At 69.7% G+C, this 16,043-nt stretch carries 15 protein-coding genes; 13 read left to right on the top strand and 2 right to left on the bottom strand.

Annotated features, from left to right (window positions below):
* Positions 1 to 213: 213 nt before the first annotated feature.
* The 12 genes from ACFPQ9_RS37125 (at position 214) to relA (ending at position 12,898) form a co-directional block, all read left to right on the top strand.
* Entirely contained in the window at positions 214 to 756 is a 543-nt protein-coding gene (locus tag ACFPQ9_RS37125; RefSeq protein ID WP_380863274.1) for a LemA family protein, read from the top strand.
* A 126-nt stretch (positions 757 to 882) separates the two neighbouring features.
* Positions 883 to 1,788, top strand: a complete 906-nt coding sequence (gene pdxS, locus ACFPQ9_RS37120) for a pyridoxal 5'-phosphate synthase lyase subunit PdxS (RefSeq protein ID WP_380863272.1) — start codon at positions 883 to 885, stop codon at positions 1,786 to 1,788.
* 13 nt (positions 1,789 to 1,801) lie between these two features.
* On the top strand, positions 1,802 to 2,410 hold the full coding sequence (gene pdxT, locus ACFPQ9_RS37115) for a pyridoxal 5'-phosphate synthase glutaminase subunit PdxT (RefSeq protein WP_380863270.1): 609 nt from the start codon (positions 1,802 to 1,804) through the stop codon (positions 2,408 to 2,410).
* Positions 2,411 to 2,458: 48 nt separating this feature from the next.
* The gene (locus tag ACFPQ9_RS37110; RefSeq protein ID WP_380863268.1) at positions 2,459 to 3,211 is read left to right on the top strand and encodes a YebC/PmpR family DNA-binding transcriptional regulator; all 753 of its coding nucleotides are present in this window, start codon (positions 2,459 to 2,461) and stop codon (positions 3,209 to 3,211) included.
* 137 nt (positions 3,212 to 3,348) lie between these two features.
* Positions 3,349 to 3,891 carry a crossover junction endodeoxyribonuclease RuvC gene (gene ruvC / locus ACFPQ9_RS37105; protein ID WP_380863266.1) on the top strand — a complete coding sequence of 181 codons (543 nt, stop codon included), beginning with the start codon at positions 3,349 to 3,351 and terminating at the stop codon, positions 3,889 to 3,891.
* A complete protein-coding gene (ruvA, locus tag ACFPQ9_RS37100; protein ID WP_380863264.1) occupies positions 3,888 to 4,493 on the top strand; it encodes a Holliday junction branch migration protein RuvA in 606 nt (201 codons plus the stop codon). Before ruvC ends, ruvA begins: the two co-directional genes overlap by 4 nt.
* Before the next feature lie 172 nt (positions 4,494 to 4,665).
* Complete coding sequence (ruvB, locus tag ACFPQ9_RS37095; RefSeq protein WP_380863262.1) at positions 4,666 to 5,736, top strand: Holliday junction branch migration DNA helicase RuvB; 1,071 nt, start codon at positions 4,666 to 4,668, stop codon at positions 5,734 to 5,736.
* A gap of 175 nt (positions 5,737 to 5,911) precedes the next feature.
* Positions 5,912 to 6,412 carry a preprotein translocase subunit YajC gene (gene yajC, locus ACFPQ9_RS37090; protein WP_380863260.1) on the top strand — a complete coding sequence of 167 codons (501 nt, stop codon included), beginning with the start codon at positions 5,912 to 5,914 and terminating at the stop codon, positions 6,410 to 6,412.
* A 132-nt stretch (positions 6,413 to 6,544) separates the two neighbouring features.
* A complete protein-coding gene (gene secD / locus ACFPQ9_RS37085; protein ID WP_380863258.1) occupies positions 6,545 to 8,302 on the top strand; it encodes a protein translocase subunit SecD in 1,758 nt (585 codons plus the stop codon).
* A gap of 1 nt (position 8,303) precedes the next feature.
* Complete coding sequence (secF, locus tag ACFPQ9_RS37080; protein WP_380863256.1) at positions 8,304 to 9,428, top strand: protein translocase subunit SecF; 1,125 nt, start codon at positions 8,304 to 8,306, stop codon at positions 9,426 to 9,428.
* Complete coding sequence (locus tag ACFPQ9_RS37075) at positions 9,425 to 9,973, top strand: adenine phosphoribosyltransferase (protein WP_380863254.1); 549 nt, start codon at positions 9,425 to 9,427, stop codon at positions 9,971 to 9,973. Before secF ends, ACFPQ9_RS37075 begins: the two co-directional genes overlap by 4 nt.
* Positions 9,974 to 10,372: 399 nt before the next feature.
* Positions 10,373 to 12,898, top strand: coding sequence for a GTP pyrophosphokinase (gene relA / locus ACFPQ9_RS37070; protein WP_380863252.1), 2,526 nt, complete (start codon positions 10,373 to 10,375; stop codon positions 12,896 to 12,898).
* 69 nt (positions 12,899 to 12,967) lie between these two features.
* Here the strand turns inward: relA and ACFPQ9_RS37065 are convergent, their stop codons facing one another.
* Both ACFPQ9_RS37065 and ACFPQ9_RS37060 read right to left on the bottom strand, forming a co-directional pair.
* Positions 12,968 to 14,197: a DUF349 domain-containing protein gene (locus ACFPQ9_RS37065; protein ID WP_380863250.1), complete on the bottom strand. Its 1,230-nt coding sequence runs from the start codon at positions 14,195 to 14,197 to the stop codon at positions 12,968 to 12,970.
* A gap of 136 nt (positions 14,198 to 14,333) precedes the next feature.
* Positions 14,334 to 15,155, bottom strand: a complete 822-nt coding sequence (locus ACFPQ9_RS37060; protein ID WP_380863248.1) for a peptidylprolyl isomerase — start codon at positions 15,153 to 15,155, stop codon at positions 14,334 to 14,336.
* Positions 15,156 to 15,335: 180 nt separating this feature from the next.
* On the opposite strand from ACFPQ9_RS37060, the gene ACFPQ9_RS37055 reads away from it, so the two are divergent.
* Positions 15,336 to 16,043, top strand: coding sequence for an MBL fold metallo-hydrolase (locus tag ACFPQ9_RS37055; protein WP_380863246.1), 708 nt, complete (start codon positions 15,336 to 15,338; stop codon positions 16,041 to 16,043).

Raw genomic sequence — 16,043 nt, 5'->3', positions numbered from 1 at the left:
GCACCGGGTGAACCGGCGGTCCGGGGCGCGGGCGGGCCGGGTGGCCTGGTGGTCCGGCGCGGGAGCGGGCCGGGTGGCCATGGTGTGCCGGTGCACAGGCGGGCTGGGTGACGCGGCGGTCCGGCGGGCAGCCGGCCTGGGTGACCCGGCGGTCCGGGGCACGGGCGGGCCGAGCGGTTCACCCGGCGGGGCACCCCCGTAGGCTTTCCGCCCGTGACCGCAACTCTCATCTGGATCCTCGTCGCCCTCGTGGCGATCGGCCTCTACCTGAGCTGGACCGCGGGGCGCCTCGACCGGCTGCACGCCAGGATCGACGCGGCGCGTGCCGCGCTCGACGCGCAGTTGCTGCGCCGCGCCTCCGTGGCCCAGGAACTGGCCACCTCCGGCGTCCTCGACCCGGCCGCGTCGATCGTCCTCTACGAGGCCGCGCACGCCGCCCGGCAGGCCGAGGAGGAACAGCGGGAGGTCGCCGAGAGCGAGCTCAGCCAGGCGCTGCGGGCGGTGTTCGCCGAACCCCAGCAGGTGGAGGCCGTACGGGAGGCGCCCGGCGGCGAGGAAGCGGCCCGTGAGCTCACCGAGGCGGTACGCCGGGTGCCGATGGCCCGGCGGTTCCACAACGACGCCGTACGGGCGGCCAGGGCGTTGCGCCGGCACCGCAAGGTCCGCTGGTTCCGGCTGGCCGGACACGCACCCTTCCCGATGGCGTTCGAGATGGACGACGAGCCGCCCACGGCGCTCGTCGAGCGGGCCGCCTGACCGGCGCCGATCCGCCTCGGGCCGGGAAAACGATCCACCGGCTTGTCATTGGCCCTTGCTGTGGCCTGGTCGGGTCCCGTTTCCTCAGTGCTTGCAGTAACCCTCTTTCACCGTGTGAGGTCACCCGTGTCCAACTCCGAAAACCAGACCCCCGAGATCGGCACCGCCCGTGTGAAGCGCGGCATGGCCGAGCAGCTCAAGGGTGGCGTGATCATGGACGTCGTCACGCCGGAGCAGGCGAAGATCGCCGAGGACGCGGGCGCCGTCGCCGTCATGGCCCTGGAGCGGGTCCCCGCCGACATCCGCAAGGACGGCGGCGTGGCCCGGATGTCCGACCCCGACATGATCGAGGGCATCATCGACGCCGTCTCGATCCCGGTCATGGCCAAGTCGCGCATCGGCCACTTCGTCGAGGCCCAGGTCCTGCAGTCCCTCGGCGTCGACTACATCGACGAGTCCGAGGTCCTCACCCCGGCTGACGAGGTCAACCACTCCGACAAGTGGTCCTTCACCACACCGTTCGTCTGTGGCGCCACCAACCTGGGCGAGGCCCTGCGCCGGATCGCCGAGGGCGCGGCCATGATCCGCTCCAAGGGCGAGGCCGGCACCGGCAACGTCGTCGAGGCCGTCCGCCACCTGCGCCAGATCAAGAACGAGATCGCCAAGCTGCGCGGCTTCGACAACCACGAGCTGTACGCCGCCGCCAAGGAGCTGCGCGCCCCGTACGTGCTCGTCAAGGAGGTCGCCGAGCTCGGCAAGCTCCCGGTCGTGCTGTTCTCCGCCGGCGGTGTGGCCACCCCGGCCGACGCCGCGCTGATGCGCCAGCTCGGCGCCGAGGGCGTCTTCGTCGGCTCCGGCATCTTCAAGTCCGGCGACCCGGCCAAGCGCGCCGCCGCCATCGTGAAGGCGACGACCTTCTACGACGACCCGAAGATCATCGCGGACGCGTCCCGCAACCTCGGCGAGGCCATGGTCGGCATCAACTGCGACACCCTCCCCGAGACCGAGCGCTACGCCAACCGCGGCTGGTAAGGCACTGCCTCCCATGAGCAACACCCCCGTCATAGGCGTCCTGGCCCTCCAGGGCGACGTACGGGAGCACCTCATCGCCCTGGCCGCGGTCGACGCCGTGGCCAGGCCGGTGCGGCGCCCCGAGGAGCTCGCCGAGATCGACGGACTCGTCATCCCCGGCGGCGAGTCCACCACCATCTCCAAGCTGGCCGTCCTGTTCGGCGTGATGGAACCGCTGCGCGCACGCGTGCGTGACGGCCTCCCCGTCTACGGCACCTGCGCCGGCATGATCATGCTCGCCGACAAGATCCTCGACCCGCGCTCGGGTCAGGAGACGATCGGCGGCATCGACATGATCGTGCGCCGCAACGCCTTCGGCCGCCAGAACGAGTCCTTCGAGGCCGCACTCGACGTGAAGGGCATCCCGGGCGATCCTGTGGAGGGCGTCTTCATCCGCGCCCCCTGGGTCGAGTCCGTCGGCGCCGAGGCCGAGGTCCTCGCCGAGCACGACGGCCACATCGTCGCGGTCCGCCAGGGCAATGTGCTGGCCACGTCGTTCCACCCGGAACTGACCGGCGACCACCGTGTCCACGGCCTGTTCGCCGACATGGTGCGCGCGAACCGGACAGCGGAGTCCTTGTAGGATCTCTGGCGTTCGTTCATAGATGGGTTACGCGAAGGAGACAGGCAGATGTCCGGCCACTCTAAATGGGCCACGACGAAGCACAAGAAGGCCGTGATCGACGCCAAGCGCGGCAAGCTCTTCGCGAAGCTGATCAAGAACATCGAGGTCGCGGCGCGTATGGGCGGCGTCGACCTCGAAGGAAACCCGACGCTCTACGACGCCGTCCAGAAGGCGAAGAAGCAGTCGGTTCCGAACAAGAACATCGACTCCGCGATCAAGCGCGGCGGCGGTCTCGAAGCCGGTGGCGCCGACTACGAGACGATCATGTACGAGGGCTACGGCCCGAACGGCGTCGCGGTGCTCATCGAGTGCCTCACCGACAACCGCAACCGCGCCGCCTCCGACGTCCGTGTCGCCATGACCCGCAACGGCGGCAACATGGCCGACCCGGGCTCGGTGTCGTACCTGTTCAACCGCAAGGGCGTCATCATCGTCCCCAAGGGCGAGCTGACCGAGGACGACGTCCTCACCGCCGTCCTGGACGCGGGCGCCGAGGAGGTCAACGACCTCGGCGAGTCCTTCGAGGTGCTCAGCGAGGCCACCGACTTGGTCGCGGTCCGCACCGCTCTGCAGGAGGCCGGAATCGACTACGACTCCGCCGACTCCAGCTTCGTCCCGACCATGCAGGTCGAGCTGGACGAAGAGGGCGCCAAGAAGATCTTCAAGCTGATCGACGCGCTGGAGGACAGCGACGACGTGCAGAACGTCTTCGCCAACTTCGACGTCAGCGACGACATCATGGAGAAGGTGGACGCGTAGCGCCGCCGAGAGCTGCATGGGCTCAACGGGCCGACGGGGCATCCCCGTCGGCCCGTCGCTTTGCCGGGAGTTGCTGACCGGCGTTGTCAGTGGCACCGGATAGCCTGCACAAACAGGCGAGCGAAGGAGGGGGCGCGGTGCGCGTACTTGGGGTGGACCCGGGGCTGACGCGATGCGGTGTCGGCGTGGTCGAAGGCGTCGCCGGACGCCCGCTCACCATGCTCGGCGTCGGTGTCGTAAGGACCCCCGCGGACGCCGAGTTGGGCCACCGCCTCGTCGCCGTCGAGCAGGGCATCGAGAGGTGGCTGGACGAGCACGAACCCGAATTCGTCGCCGTGGAGCGGGTGTTCAGCCAGCACAACGTCCGTACGGTGATGGGTACGGCCCAGGCCAGCGCCGTCGCCATGCTCTGCGCCGCCCGCCGCGGCATCCCCGTCGCCCTGCACACCCCCAGCGAGGTCAAGGCCGCCGTCACCGGCTCAGGCCGCGCCGACAAGGCACAGGTCGGCGCGATGGTCACCCGGCTGCTGCGGCTCAGCGCCCCGCCCAAGCCGGCCGACGCCGCCGACGCCCTCGCGCTCGCCATCTGCCACATCTGGCGCGCCCCCGCGCAGAACCGGCTCCAGCAGGCCGTCGCCCTGCACACCGCCAAGGCTCCGTCGAAAGGCCGTCTCGCATGATCGCGTCTCTCAGCGGCCCGGTCGCCGCCCTCGCCCCCGACTCCGCGGTGGTGGAGGTCGGCGGGATCGGCATCGCCGTCCAGTGCACCCCGAACACCCTCTCGGGCCTGCGGATGGGCCAGCAGACCAAGCTGGCCACCTCCCTCGTCGTCCGTGAGGACTCGCTCACCCTGTACGGCTTCGCCGACGACGACGAACGTCAGACCTTCGAGCTGCTCCAGACCGCGAGCGGCGTCGGCCCGCGCCTGGCCCAGGCCATGCTGGCCGTGCACTCGCCCGACGCGCTGCGCAGAGCCGTGGCCACCGCCGACGAGAAGTCGCTCACCGCCGTGCCCGGCATCGGCAAGAAGGGCGCCCAGAAGCTGCTCCTGGAGCTGAAGGACCGCCTCGGCGAGCCCCTCGGCGCCCCCGCCGTGGGCGCCCCGGTCAGCCAGGGCTGGCGCGACCAGCTGCACGCGGCACTGATCGGCCTCGGGTACGCGACCCGCGAGGCGGACGAGGCGGTCACCGCCGTGACACCGCAGGCCGAGGCCGCCGGGGGCACGCCCCAGGTGGGACAGCTGCTGAAGGCCGCCCTGCAGACCCTGAACAGAGCGCGCTGACCGGGCGGCGTCCCGGAACGGCCCGAAAGCGCCGCACCCAGGACGCCCGGCCCCCCGTACGACCCATCGACCGCGACTCCGAGGCACACTCCATGCTGTGTCTTCAGGGGACCGACGCCCGGACCCCCGGCCGCCCCTATCGTCCGGCGCTTTCATCGCTAGGAGAACCGCAGTGAACTGGGACGACACCACCGACACCCCCGCCTCCGAGCGGCTCGTCGGTTCGTCCGCCGACCGTGAGGACCAGGCCGTCGAGGCCGCGCTGCGCCCGAAGGACCTGGGCGAGTTCATCGGCCAGGAGAAGGTCCGCGAGCAACTGGACCTGGTCCTGCGCGCCGCACGCGCGCGTGGCGCCACCGCCGACCATGTGCTGCTCTCCGGCGCCCCCGGCCTGGGCAAGACCACCCTCTCGATGATCATCGCGGCCGAGATGGACGCCCCCATCCGCATCACCAGCGGCCCCGCCATCCAGCACGCCGGCGATCTCGCCGCGATCCTCTCCTCCCTCCAGGAGGGCGAGGTCCTCTTCCTCGACGAGATCCACCGCATGTCCCGGCCCGCCGAGGAGATGCTGTACATGGCGATGGAGGACTTCCGCGTCGACGTGATCGTCGGCAAGGGGCCCGGCGCCACCGCCATCCCGCTGGAGCTGCCCCCGTTCACCCTGGTCGGAGCCACCACCCGGGCCGGTCTGCTGCCGCCGCCGCTGCGTGACCGCTTCGGCTTCACCGCGCACATGGAGTTCTACGAGCCCGCCGAGCTGGAACGCGTCATCCACCGCTCGGCGAACCTGCTCGACGTCGAGATCGAGGCCGACGGCGCCGCCGAGATCGCCGGCCGCTCCCGCGGCACGCCCCGTATCGCCAACCGCCTGCTGCGCCGCGTGCGGGACTACGCCCAGGTCAAGGCGGACGGAATCATCACCCGTGACATCGCCGGGGCCGCCCTGGCCGTGTACGAGGTCGACGCCCGCGGCCTGGACCGGCTGGACCGCGGGGTCCTGGAGGCCCTGCTCAAGCTGTTCGGCGGCGGCCCCGTCGGCCTGTCCACGCTCGCGGTCGCCGTGGGGGAGGAGCGTGAGACCGTGGAAGAGGTCGCCGAACCCTTCCTCGTACGGGAGGGCCTGCTCGCCCGGACCCCGCGCGGACGCGTCGCGACACCGGCCGCGTGGGCGCATCTCGGCCTCACGCCGCCGCGCTCGTCAGCTGCGGGAAACGGACAACAGGACCTCTTCGGGGCGTGATGGGGCGGTGACGGCGAGCTTGGTGGCCGGAGCAGGAACCCCGGTGCCATGCTGAGCGTTGTTCCATGCGCGGAGACTCGCTTAGACTCCGCCGATGCCGCCTTTGTCGGCGGCAGAAAATCCCCCAACCATCAGGCCGCTCAAGATCGCGGTCGTGTGAAGGAAGTTCCGACCCGTGAGTCTCGTGACCCTCCTCCCGTTCATCGTGCTCATCGGGGCCATGTTCCTGATGACCCGGTCTGCGAAGAAGAAGCAGCAGCAGGCCGCCGACATGCGGAACCAGATGCAGCCCGGATCCGGTGTCCGCACCATCGGTGGCATGTACGGCACCGTCAAGGAGGTCAGCGACGACACCGTCCTCCTCGACGCCGGCCCGGGCGTGGAGCTCCTCTTCGCCAAGAACGCGATCGGTGCCGTCCTCTCCGATGACGAGTACAACCGCATCGTGCACGGCATCGAGCACGACCTGAAGTCCGACGTCGTCCCGGACGACGCCTCCTCCCTCACCGACACCGACGAGCCCGACGCTGCCGCCGCCTCCGACGACAAGGCCGTCGACTTCGGTAAGAAGGACGAGAACGACGAGGCCGAGGAGCCGTCCGACGCCTCCGTCGCCGCCGAGGCGAAGGCCGACGACGAGCCGAAGAAGACCGACGGCGACTCCGACGCGAAGTAGCCATGTTCCGGGGCGCGCGGGCCATGCCTGCGCGCCCCCGGGCATGCCGACTTCGCCCGGGATCCCGACACCATGTCATGGCCGCCAGCCCGTCGATCCGGAGTGAGGCGGCCCGAGAGGGAGTACGAGAAGGTGGCAGCACCTAAGAAGGGCCGGAGCGCGAGCGCCCAGAGCAAGCCAGGGCGCTCGCTGGCCCTCATCCTGATCGCCATCGCGGCGCTCACCGGAGGGATGTTCGCCTCGGGGCACACCACTCCGCGACTCGGTATCGACCTGGCAGGCGGCACGAGCATCACGCTTCGCGCGGTCGCCGAGCCCGGCCAGGAATCCGCGATCAACAAGACCAACATGGACACCGCGGTCGACATCATGGAGCGCCGTGTCAATGGTCTGGGTGTCTCGGAGGCCGAGGTACAGACCCAGGGCGATCGCAACATCATCGTCAACATCCCCAAGGGCACCAACTCCAAGGAAGCCCGGGACCAGGTCGGCACCACCGCCAAGCTCTACTTCCGCCCGGTGATCGCCACCGAGGTCGCCGGCACCGGCGCACAGGCGACCCCCTCGCCGAGCGCGTCCCCCGGCGCCTCGGGCGACTCCGGCGACAAGGCGACCGACAAGGCGACCGACAAGTCGACCCCCTCCGGTACGCCGTCGGCGACCTCCACCACCCAGGGCCGCGCGGTCACCGACGCCCTGAAGGCCGACTCCACGCCGTCCGCGAGCGCCACACCGTCGGCGAGCGCCACCCCCACCGGTGACGAGGCCTCCAGCAAGCTCCAGGCGCAGTACGCCGCGCTCGACTGCACGAAGAAGTCGGTCCGCGCCAAGGCGGGCGACGGCACCAAGCCCACCGACTACACCGTGGCCTGTGGCCAGAACTCCTCCGGCCAGTGGCAGAAGTACATCCTCGGCCCCGCCGAGGTCGACGGCACGGACGTCGACAAGGCCCAGGCCGTCCTGAACACGCAGACCGGCGCCGGCTGGACCGTGACCATGGACTTCACGTCCGGTGGCAGCAAGAAGTTCGCCGCCATCACCGGCAAGCTGGCCAAGAACCAGTCCCCGCAGAACCAGTTCGCGATCGTCCTGGACGGCGAGGTCGTCTCCGACCCCTACGTCAGCCAGGCCCTCACGGGCGGCAATGCCGAGATCTCCGGCAACTTCACCCAGGACTCGGCCCAGAGCCTCGCCAACATGCTGTCCTACGGCGCCCTGCCGCTGTCCTTCCAGGAGGACAGCGTCACCACGGTGACCGCGGCGCTCGGCGGTGAGCAGCTCAGGGCCGGTCTGATCGCCGGTGCGATCGGCCTCGGCCTGGTCGTCATCTACCTGCTGGTCTACTACCGCGGTCTGTCGCTGATCGCCCTGCTGTCGCTGCTGGCCTCCGCGGCCCTGACGTACACGCTGATGTCGCTGCTCGGCCCGACCATCGGCTTCGCGCTGAACCTGCCTGCCGTCTGCGGTGCCATCGTCGCCATCGGCATCACGGCGGACTCGTTCATCGTGTACTTCGAACGCGTCCGCGACGAGATCCGCGAGGGCCGCTCGCTGCGCCCCGCGGTCGAGCGTGCCTGGCCACGGGCCCGGCGCACCATCCTGGTCTCCGACTTCGTGTCGTTCCTCGCCGCCGCGGTGCTCTTCATCGTCACCGTCGGCAAGGTCCAGGGCTTCGCGTTCACGCTCGGCCTGACCACGCTGCTCGACGTGGTCGTCGTGTTCCTGTTCACCAAGCCGCTGCTGACGATCCTGGCCCGGACGAACTTCTTCTCGAGCGGTCATCCGTGGTCCGGTCTCGATCCCAAGCGACTGGGAGCCAAGCCGCCGCTGCGCCGCAACCGCCGTCCATCCCACCCTGCCGCCGGCCCTGTCGACCCGAAGGAGGCGTGAGATGTCGAAGCTCGGCAACCTCGGCGCCCGACTGCACCGTGGCGAGGTCGGCTACGACTTCGTCGGCAACCGCAAGATCTGGTACGGCCTCTCCATCCTGATCACCATCACGGCCATCGTCGGCCTGGCGGTGCGCGGTCTGAACATGGGCATCGAGTTCCAGGGCGGAGCCGTCTTCAACACCCCGAAGACCAGCGTCTCGGTCTCGCAGGCCCAGGAGTACGCGGAAGAGGCCTCCGGCCACGACGCGATCGTCCAGAAGCTCGGCAGCGGCGACGACGCCAAGCTGCGCATCCAGGTCTCGGGCATCGACACCAACCAGGCCGACAAGGTCTCGGCCGAGCTGGCCGAGAAGCTCGGTGTCGACGAGAACGACGTCACCGGCGAGCTGGTCGGCCCCAGCTGGGGTGAGCAGATCGCCAACAAGGCCTGGCAGGGTCTCGGGATCTTCCTGGTCCTCGTGGTGATCTATCTGGCGATCGCGTTCGAGTGGCGCATGGCGGTCGCCGCGTTCGTCGCGCTGATCCATGACATCACGATCACGGTCGGCATCTACGCCCTCGTCGGCTTCGAGGTCACACCGGGCACCGTGATCGGTCTGCTGACGATCCTCGGTTATTCGCTCTACGACACGGTCGTCGTCTTCGACAGCCTCAAGGAGCAGACGAAGGACATCACCAAGCAGACCCGCTGGACCTACAGCGACGTCGCCAACCGCTCGATCAACAGCACCCTGGTCCGCTCGATCAACACCACGGTGGTCGCGCTGCTGCCGGTGGCGGGCCTGCTGTTCATCGGTGGCGGCTTCCTCGGCGCCGGCATGCTCAACGACATCTCGCTGTCGCTGTTCGTCGGTCTCGCCGCCGGTGCGTACTCCTCGATCTTCATCGCCACGCCGCTCGTCGCCGACCTCAAGGAGCGCGAGCCGCAGCTGAAGGCCCTGAGGAAGCGCGTACTCGCCAAGCGGGCCCAGGCCGCCACCCAGGGCGAGGCCCCGGAGGCACCGGCCGCCGACGACCACTACGACGACGAGCCGGAGGACGCCGCTCCCGCGGTCGTCGGCCCCCGCAACCAGCCCGCCTCCCGCAACCGGGGCCGTGGCCGACCCTCGGGGAAGCGTCGATGACCGAGCTCACCGACGTCACGACGCTCCTGCTCAGCCGCATCCGTGACGTCGCGGACTACCCGGAGCCGGGTGTGATGTTCAAGGACATCACCCCGCTCCTGGCGGACCCGGCGGCGTTCACGGCGCTCACCGACGCGCTGGCGGGGATCGTCGGGAGCACCGGCGCCACGAAGATCGTCGGCCTGGAGGCCCGCGGCTTCATCCTCGGAGCCCCGGCCGCCGTCCGCGCGGGCGTCGGCTTCATCCCCGTACGCAAGGCCGGCAAGCTCCCCGGAGCGACCCTCAGCCAGGCGTACGACCTGGAGTACGGCTCCGCGGAGATCGAGGTCCACGCCGAGGACCTGAGCTCGGGCGACCGCGTGCTCGTCGTCGACGACGTCCTGGCGACGGGCGGCACCGCCGAAGCCTCGATCCAGCTGATCCGCCGGGCCGGCGCCGATGTGGCGGGCCTCGCCGTCCTGATGGAGCTGGGCTTCCTCGGCGGCCGAGCCCGCCTGGAGCCGGCCCTGGCAGGCGCCCCGCTGGAGTCGCTGCTCACGGTCTGAGTCACCGGCTGCATTCACCGCACGTGTGCCGCGCGCCCGAAGTCGAGGGCGCGCGGCACACGCGTATCCGGAGCGAGCAAGTGCACGCGCCCCCAGGCGCTACCGCGTACGCGCCCACCCGCTCGGTCACCTCCGCACCCCATGGCTCAAAACAGGCGCCCCAAGCCCCGCACGGGCCCGCTGTGACGGCGTACGGAATCCCCACGTCAGCCTCAGGCAACACAAACGCCACCCTCAGGACACGGCCCCGAGGACGGGGAGGAATCCGGCGACAGCCCCTTGTGTTCCTCCGGTAGACGGCCCTCACATCGGCCTGAAGGCGATCCTGCGGCTCAGGATCGCTACCATGGGGTCTCCGGAACCTGACCGGGGGACCCGGATCGCGCACGAGGAGCCCTCTTGCCAGACGAGGCCCAGCACCTGACCGCCGCCAAGCCCGAGTCCGCCTCGGCGCCGGCGGCCAAGCCCGCGCCGAACGCGCCGCACGCGAAGAACGACTCGCGCGGGACGGTCGAGCATGCCCAGTCCGCGCCCGTCGACAAGCCGGCCGAGCCGCCTCGTCCCAAGCCCGTCCCGTCGACGCCGGCGGTGCGCCCGAACACCGGTCAGCCCGCCCGCACCGGCTCCTCCAACCGCGTCCGCGCCCGCCTCGCCCGCCTGGGCGTCCAGCGCTCCAACCCGTACAACCCGGTCCTTGAGCCGCTGCTGCGCATAGTCCGCAGCAACGACCCGAAGATCGAGACCGCCACGCTCCGCCAGATCGAGAAGGCCTACCAGGTCGCCGAGCGCTGGCACCGCGGCCAGAAGCGCAAGAGCGGCGACCCCTACATCACGCACCCCCTCGCGGTCACCACCATCCTCGCCGAGCTGGGGATGGATCCGGCCACCCTGATGGCGGGCCTGCTGCACGACACCGTCGAGGACACCGAGTACGGCCTCGACCAGCTCCGCCGCGACTTCGGCGACTCCGTCGCCCTGCTCGTCGACGGCGTCACCAAGCTGGACAAGGTCAAGTTCGGCGAGGCCGCGCAGGCCGAGACCGTGCGCAAGATGGTCGTCGCCATGGCCAAGGACCCCCGTGTCCTGGTCATCAAGCTCGCCGACCGCCTGCACAACATGCGCACCATGCGCTACCTCAAGCGCGAGAAGCAGGAGAAGAAGGCGCGCGAGACCCTCGAGATCTACGCGCCGCTCGCCCATCGCCTCGGCATGAACACCATCAAGTGGGAACTGGAGGACCTCGCCTTCGCGATCCTCTACCCCAAGATGTACGACGAGATCGTACGGCTGGTGGCCGAGCGGGCACCGAAGCGTGACGAGTATCTGGCCATAGTGACCGACGAGGTCCAGCAGGACCTGCGCGCCGCCCGCATCAAGGCGACGGTCACCGGGCGCCCGAAGCACTACTACAGCGTCTACCAGAAGATGATCGTGCGAGGTCGGGACTTCGCCGAGATCTACGACCTCGTCGGCATCCGCGTCCTTGTCGACACCGTCCGCGACTGTTACGCCGCCCTCGGCACCGTGCACGCGCGATGGAACCCGGTCCCCGGCCGGTTCAAGGACTACATCGCGATGCCCAAGTTCAACATGTACCAGTCGCTGCACACGACGGTCATCGGCCCCAATGGCAAGCCCGTCGAACTCCAGATCCGCACGTTCGACATGCACCGCCGCGCCGAGTACGGCATCGCCGCGCACTGGAAGTACAAGCAGGAGGCCGTCGCCGGCGCCTCCAAGATCCGCACCGACGCACCGAAGGCGTCCGGCAAGGGCAAGGACGACCACCTCAACGACATGGCGTGGCTGCGCCAGCTCCTGGACTGGCAGAAGGAGACCGAGGACCCGGGCGAGTTCCTGGAGTCCCTGCGCTTCGACCTGTCCCGCAACGAGGTCTTCGTCTTCACCCCGAAGGGCGACGTCATAGCGCTCCCGGCCGGGGCCACCCCGGTCGACTTCGCGTACGCCGTCCACACCGAGGTCGGGCACCGCACCATAGGAGCCCGGGTCAACGGCAGGCTCGTACCGCTCGAATCGACCCTGGACAACGGCGACCTCGTCGAGGTCTTCACCTCCAAGGCAGCCGGCGCGGGCCCCTCCCGCGACTGGCTCGGCTTCGTGAAGTCGCCCCGCGCCCGCAACAAGATCAGGGCCTGGTTCTCCAAGGAACGCCGCGACGAGGCCATCGAGCAGGGCAAGGACGCCATCGTCCGCGCGATGCGCAAGCAGAACCTGCCGATCCAGCGCATCCTGACCGGCGACTCACTCGTCACCCTCGCCCACGAGATGCGCTACGCCGACATCTCCGCGCTGTACGCGGCGATCGGCGAGGGCCATGTCTCCGCACAGAACATCGTGCAGAAGCTGGTCCAGGCGCTCGGCGGCGAGGAAGCGGCCACCGAGGAGATCGACGAGTCGGTCCCGCCGACCCGCACCCGCAGCCGCAAGCGCCGCTCCAGCGCCGACCCGGGTGTCATCGTCAAGGGCGTCGAGGACGTGTGGGTCAAGCTGGCCCGCTGCTGTACGCCCGTACCCGGCGACCCGATCATCGGCTTCGTCACGCGGGGTAGTGGTGTATCGGTTCACCGCAGCGACTGTGTCAACGTGGAGTCACTGTCCCGTGAGCCCGAGCGCATCCTCGAGGTCGAGTGGGCGCCGACGCAGTCCTCGGTCTTCCTGGTCGCCATCCAGGTCGAGGCCCTGGACCGCTCCCGGCTCCTGTCGGACGTCACCCGCGTCCTGTCCGACCAGCACGTCAACATCCTCTCCGCGGCCGTCCAGACCTCCCGCGACCGCGTCGCGACCTCCCGCTTCACCTTCGAGATGGGCGACCCGAAGCACCTCGGACACGTCCTGAAGGCGGTCAGGGGAGTGGAGGGCGTGTACGACGTGTACCGCGTGACGTCGGCCCGCAACCGGTCGTAGCTCCGCACACGAGAAGGGCCCCGTACGTCACGTACGGGGCCCTTCTCGTCGTACCGGTGTCGGCTGCCGTCAGCCGCCGAACTCCTGGAGACCCTTCAGGGCCTGGTCCAGCAGTGCCTGGCGGCCCTCCAGCTCACGCTCCAGCTTGTCGGCCTTCGCGTTGTTGCCCTGGGCGCGCGCCTGCTCGATCTGGCCCTTCAGCTTGTCCACGGCGGCCTGGAGCTGGCCGGTGAGCCCCTCGGCACGCGCGCGTGCCTCCGGGTTGGTCCGGCGCCACTCGTTCTCCTCGGCCTCCTGCAGGGCCCGCTCGACGGCGTGCATCCGGCCCTCGACCTTCGGCCGGGCGTCGCGCGGCACATGGCCGATGGCCTCCCAGCGCTCGTTGATCGAGCGGAAGGCGGCACGCGCGCCCTTCAGGTCACCGATCGGCAGGAGCTTCTCGGCCTCGCCGGCCAGCTCCTCCTTCAGCTTCAGGTTCTCCGCCTGCTCGGCGTCCCGCTCGGCGAAGACCGAGCTGCGGGCCGCGAAGAAGATGTCCTGGGCGCCGCGGAAGCGGTTCCACAGGTCGTCCTCGTGCTCGCGCTGGGCACGCCCCGCGGCCTTCCACTCCGACATCAGCTCGCGGTAGCGGGCGGCCGTGGGGCCCCAGTCCGTCGAACCGGACAGCGACTCGGCCTCGGCGACCAGCCGCTCCTTGGTCTTGCGGGCCTCCTCGCGCTGCGCGTCCAGCTGCGCGAAGTGCGCCTTGCGGCGCTTGGAGAACGCCGAGCGGGCGTGCGAGAAGCGGTGCCACAGCTCGTCGTCGGACTTGCGGTCCAGCCGGGGCAGACCCTTCCAGGTGTCCACCAGCGCCCGCAGCCGCTCACCGGCGGCCCGCCACTGGTCGGACTGCGCCAGCTCCTCGGCCTCGACGACCAGCGCCTCCTTGGCGTGCCGCGCCTCGTCGGACTGCTTGGCCCGCTGCTGCTTGCGCTCCTCGCGGCGCTTGTCGACCGTCTCGACCAGCTTGTCCAGGCGGGTCCGCAGGGCGTCCAGATCACCGACCACGTGATGGGCGTCGACCTGCTCACGGATGTGGTCGATCGCGGTCTGGGCGTCCTTCGCCGACAGGTCGGTGGTCTTCACCCGCTTCTCGAGGAGGCCGATCTCGACAACCAGGCCCTCGTACTTGCGCTCGAAATAGGCCAGCGCCTCTTCAGGAGTGCCTGCCTGCCAAGAGCCGACGACCTGCTCGCCGTCGGCCGTACGCACGTACACGGTCCCCGTCTCGTCGACGCGGCCCCACGGGTCGCTGCTCACAGCGCCTCCTCCACATGATGCCTCGCGAGGGGCTTGTGTTCCCCCGGGCATCGTCCACAGTTTCGTCACGGCCAACATAGGCGACCGGCGGGTTGCCTGTCCGCATCCCGCGCGACCGAAATTTCGCAGTTGGCGGTCAGGATTTCGTGACCGTCGCCTTGTTGATCACGACCGTCGCGTTCGGCGCCCCATCGCCCTGGCCGGTGCTTTCACCGGCGTCGGCAATCTTCTTGAGTACCTTCATGCCGGATTCGGAAACGGTACCGAACGGTGTGTAGCTGGGCGGAAGCTGACTGTCCTGGTACACGAGGAAGAACTGGCTGCCGCCGGTGTGCTTCTGCCCGGTGTTCGCCATGGCCACGGTGCCCGCCGGGTAGATGTTGTCCTTCAGGCTTTTGTCCTTGAGGTTCTCGTCCGGGATCGTGTAGCCGGGGCCGCCCGTGCCGGCGCCCGTCGGGTCGCCGCACTGGAGCACGTAGATGTTGCTGGTGGTGAGCCGGTGGCACTTGGTGTGGTCGAAGTAGCCCTTGCCGGCCAGGAACTCGAAGGAGTTCACCGTGTGCGGCGCGGCCGACGCCTTCAGGTCGATGTCTATGTCACCGCACGTCGTCGCGAGCTTCATCGCGTACTTCGCCGACTTGTCGACGGTCAGCTCCGGCTCCTTCTTCCAGGTGGCCGTCTTGACCTTGCCCTCGGCGGGCTTCTCGCACGGGTCCGGGGCCTTGCTGGTCGGGCTCGCGCTCGGCGTGACCTCCGCGCCCGCGTTCTCCTTGCTGTCATCGCCCTTGAGCACGCCGGTCGTGTACAGCGCGAGGCTGCCGATGACGACCACTCCGAGCACCGACGCGATCACCGAGTTGCGCATGCGCGCCTTGCGTCGGGCGGACGTACGCCGCTGCTGCTGCCGCAAGAACTTCTCCCGGGCGAGCTGACGCCGCCGCTGTTCCTGGCTGACCACCGGGTTCTCTCCTCATGCGTCGTAAGTGTCGACCGCTACGCGTGTGTTCATTGAGCCGACCGCCTGCGTGTGCCCCGTACCGTATATGGGTTCGCTGAGGAATCGGCAGCGCCGGTAGGCTCTGTCGACAGGCGGAGTCCGCCGACAAACCACTCGTGTCGACACAAACGAAGGACGATCGTGCTCATTGCCGGGTTCCCCGCCGGGGCCTGGGGGACGAACTGTTATCTCGTCGCCCCCGCCGCCGGTGAGGAGTGCGTGATCATCGACCCGGGCCACGAAGCGGCCCCCGGAGTCGAGGAAGCGCTGAAGAAGCATCGGCTCAAGCCCGTCGCCGTCGTCCTCACCCACGGCCACCTCGACCATGTGGCCTCGGTCGTCCCCGTGTGCGGTGCGCACGATGTACCGGCCTGGATCCACCCCGAGGACCGGTACATGATGAGCGACCCCGAGAAGGCGCTCGGCCGCTCCATCGGCATGCAGCTGATGGGCGAGCTGACCATCGGGGAGCCGGACGACGTCAAGGAGCTGACCGACGGCGCCGGGCTGGAGCTGGCCGGGATGGAACTCACGGTCGCGCATGCGCCCGGCCATACCAAGGGGTCGGTGACCTTCGGCATGCCCGAGACGGCGGACATCCCGCCGATCCTGTTCTCGGGCGACCTGCTGTTCGCCGGCTCCATCGGACGCACCGACCTGCCCGGCGGCGACATGGCCGAGATCCTCGACTCGCTGGCACGCGTGTGCCTGCCGCTCGACGACTCGACCGTGGTGCTGTCCGGCCACGGCCCCCAGACGACCATCGGCCAGGAGCGCGCCACCAACCCGTATCTGCGGCAGGTGGCCGCCGGCCAGGGAGCCCAGGAAGCTCCCCGACGAGGAATGTGA

The sequence above is a fragment of the Streptomyces coerulescens genome (assembly GCF_042657965.1).
Taxonomy (GTDB): Bacteria; Actinomycetota; Actinomycetes; order Streptomycetales; family Streptomycetaceae; genus Streptomyces; species Streptomyces coerulescens.
This window is presented reverse-complemented; position numbering and strand designations above follow the sequence as displayed.

Bases quoted from the DNA above. Each gene is read 5' to 3' on its own strand.
- pdxT (WP_380863270.1), top strand. From the start codon at position 1,802: ATGAGCAACACCCCCGTCATAGGCGTCCTGGCCCTCCAGGGCGACGTA.
- ACFPQ9_RS37110 (WP_380863268.1), top strand. From the start codon at position 2,459: ATGTCCGGCCACTCTAAATGGGCCACGACGAAGCACAAGAAGGCCGTG.
- ruvA (WP_380863264.1), top strand. From the start codon at position 3,888: ATGATCGCGTCTCTCAGCGGCCCGGTCGCCGCCCTCGCCCCCGACTCC.
- secF (WP_380863256.1), top strand. From the start codon at position 8,304: ATGTCGAAGCTCGGCAACCTCGGCGCCCGACTGCACCGTGGCGAGGTC.
- ACFPQ9_RS37075 (WP_380863254.1), top strand. From the start codon at position 9,425: ATGACCGAGCTCACCGACGTCACGACGCTCCTGCTCAGCCGCATCCGT.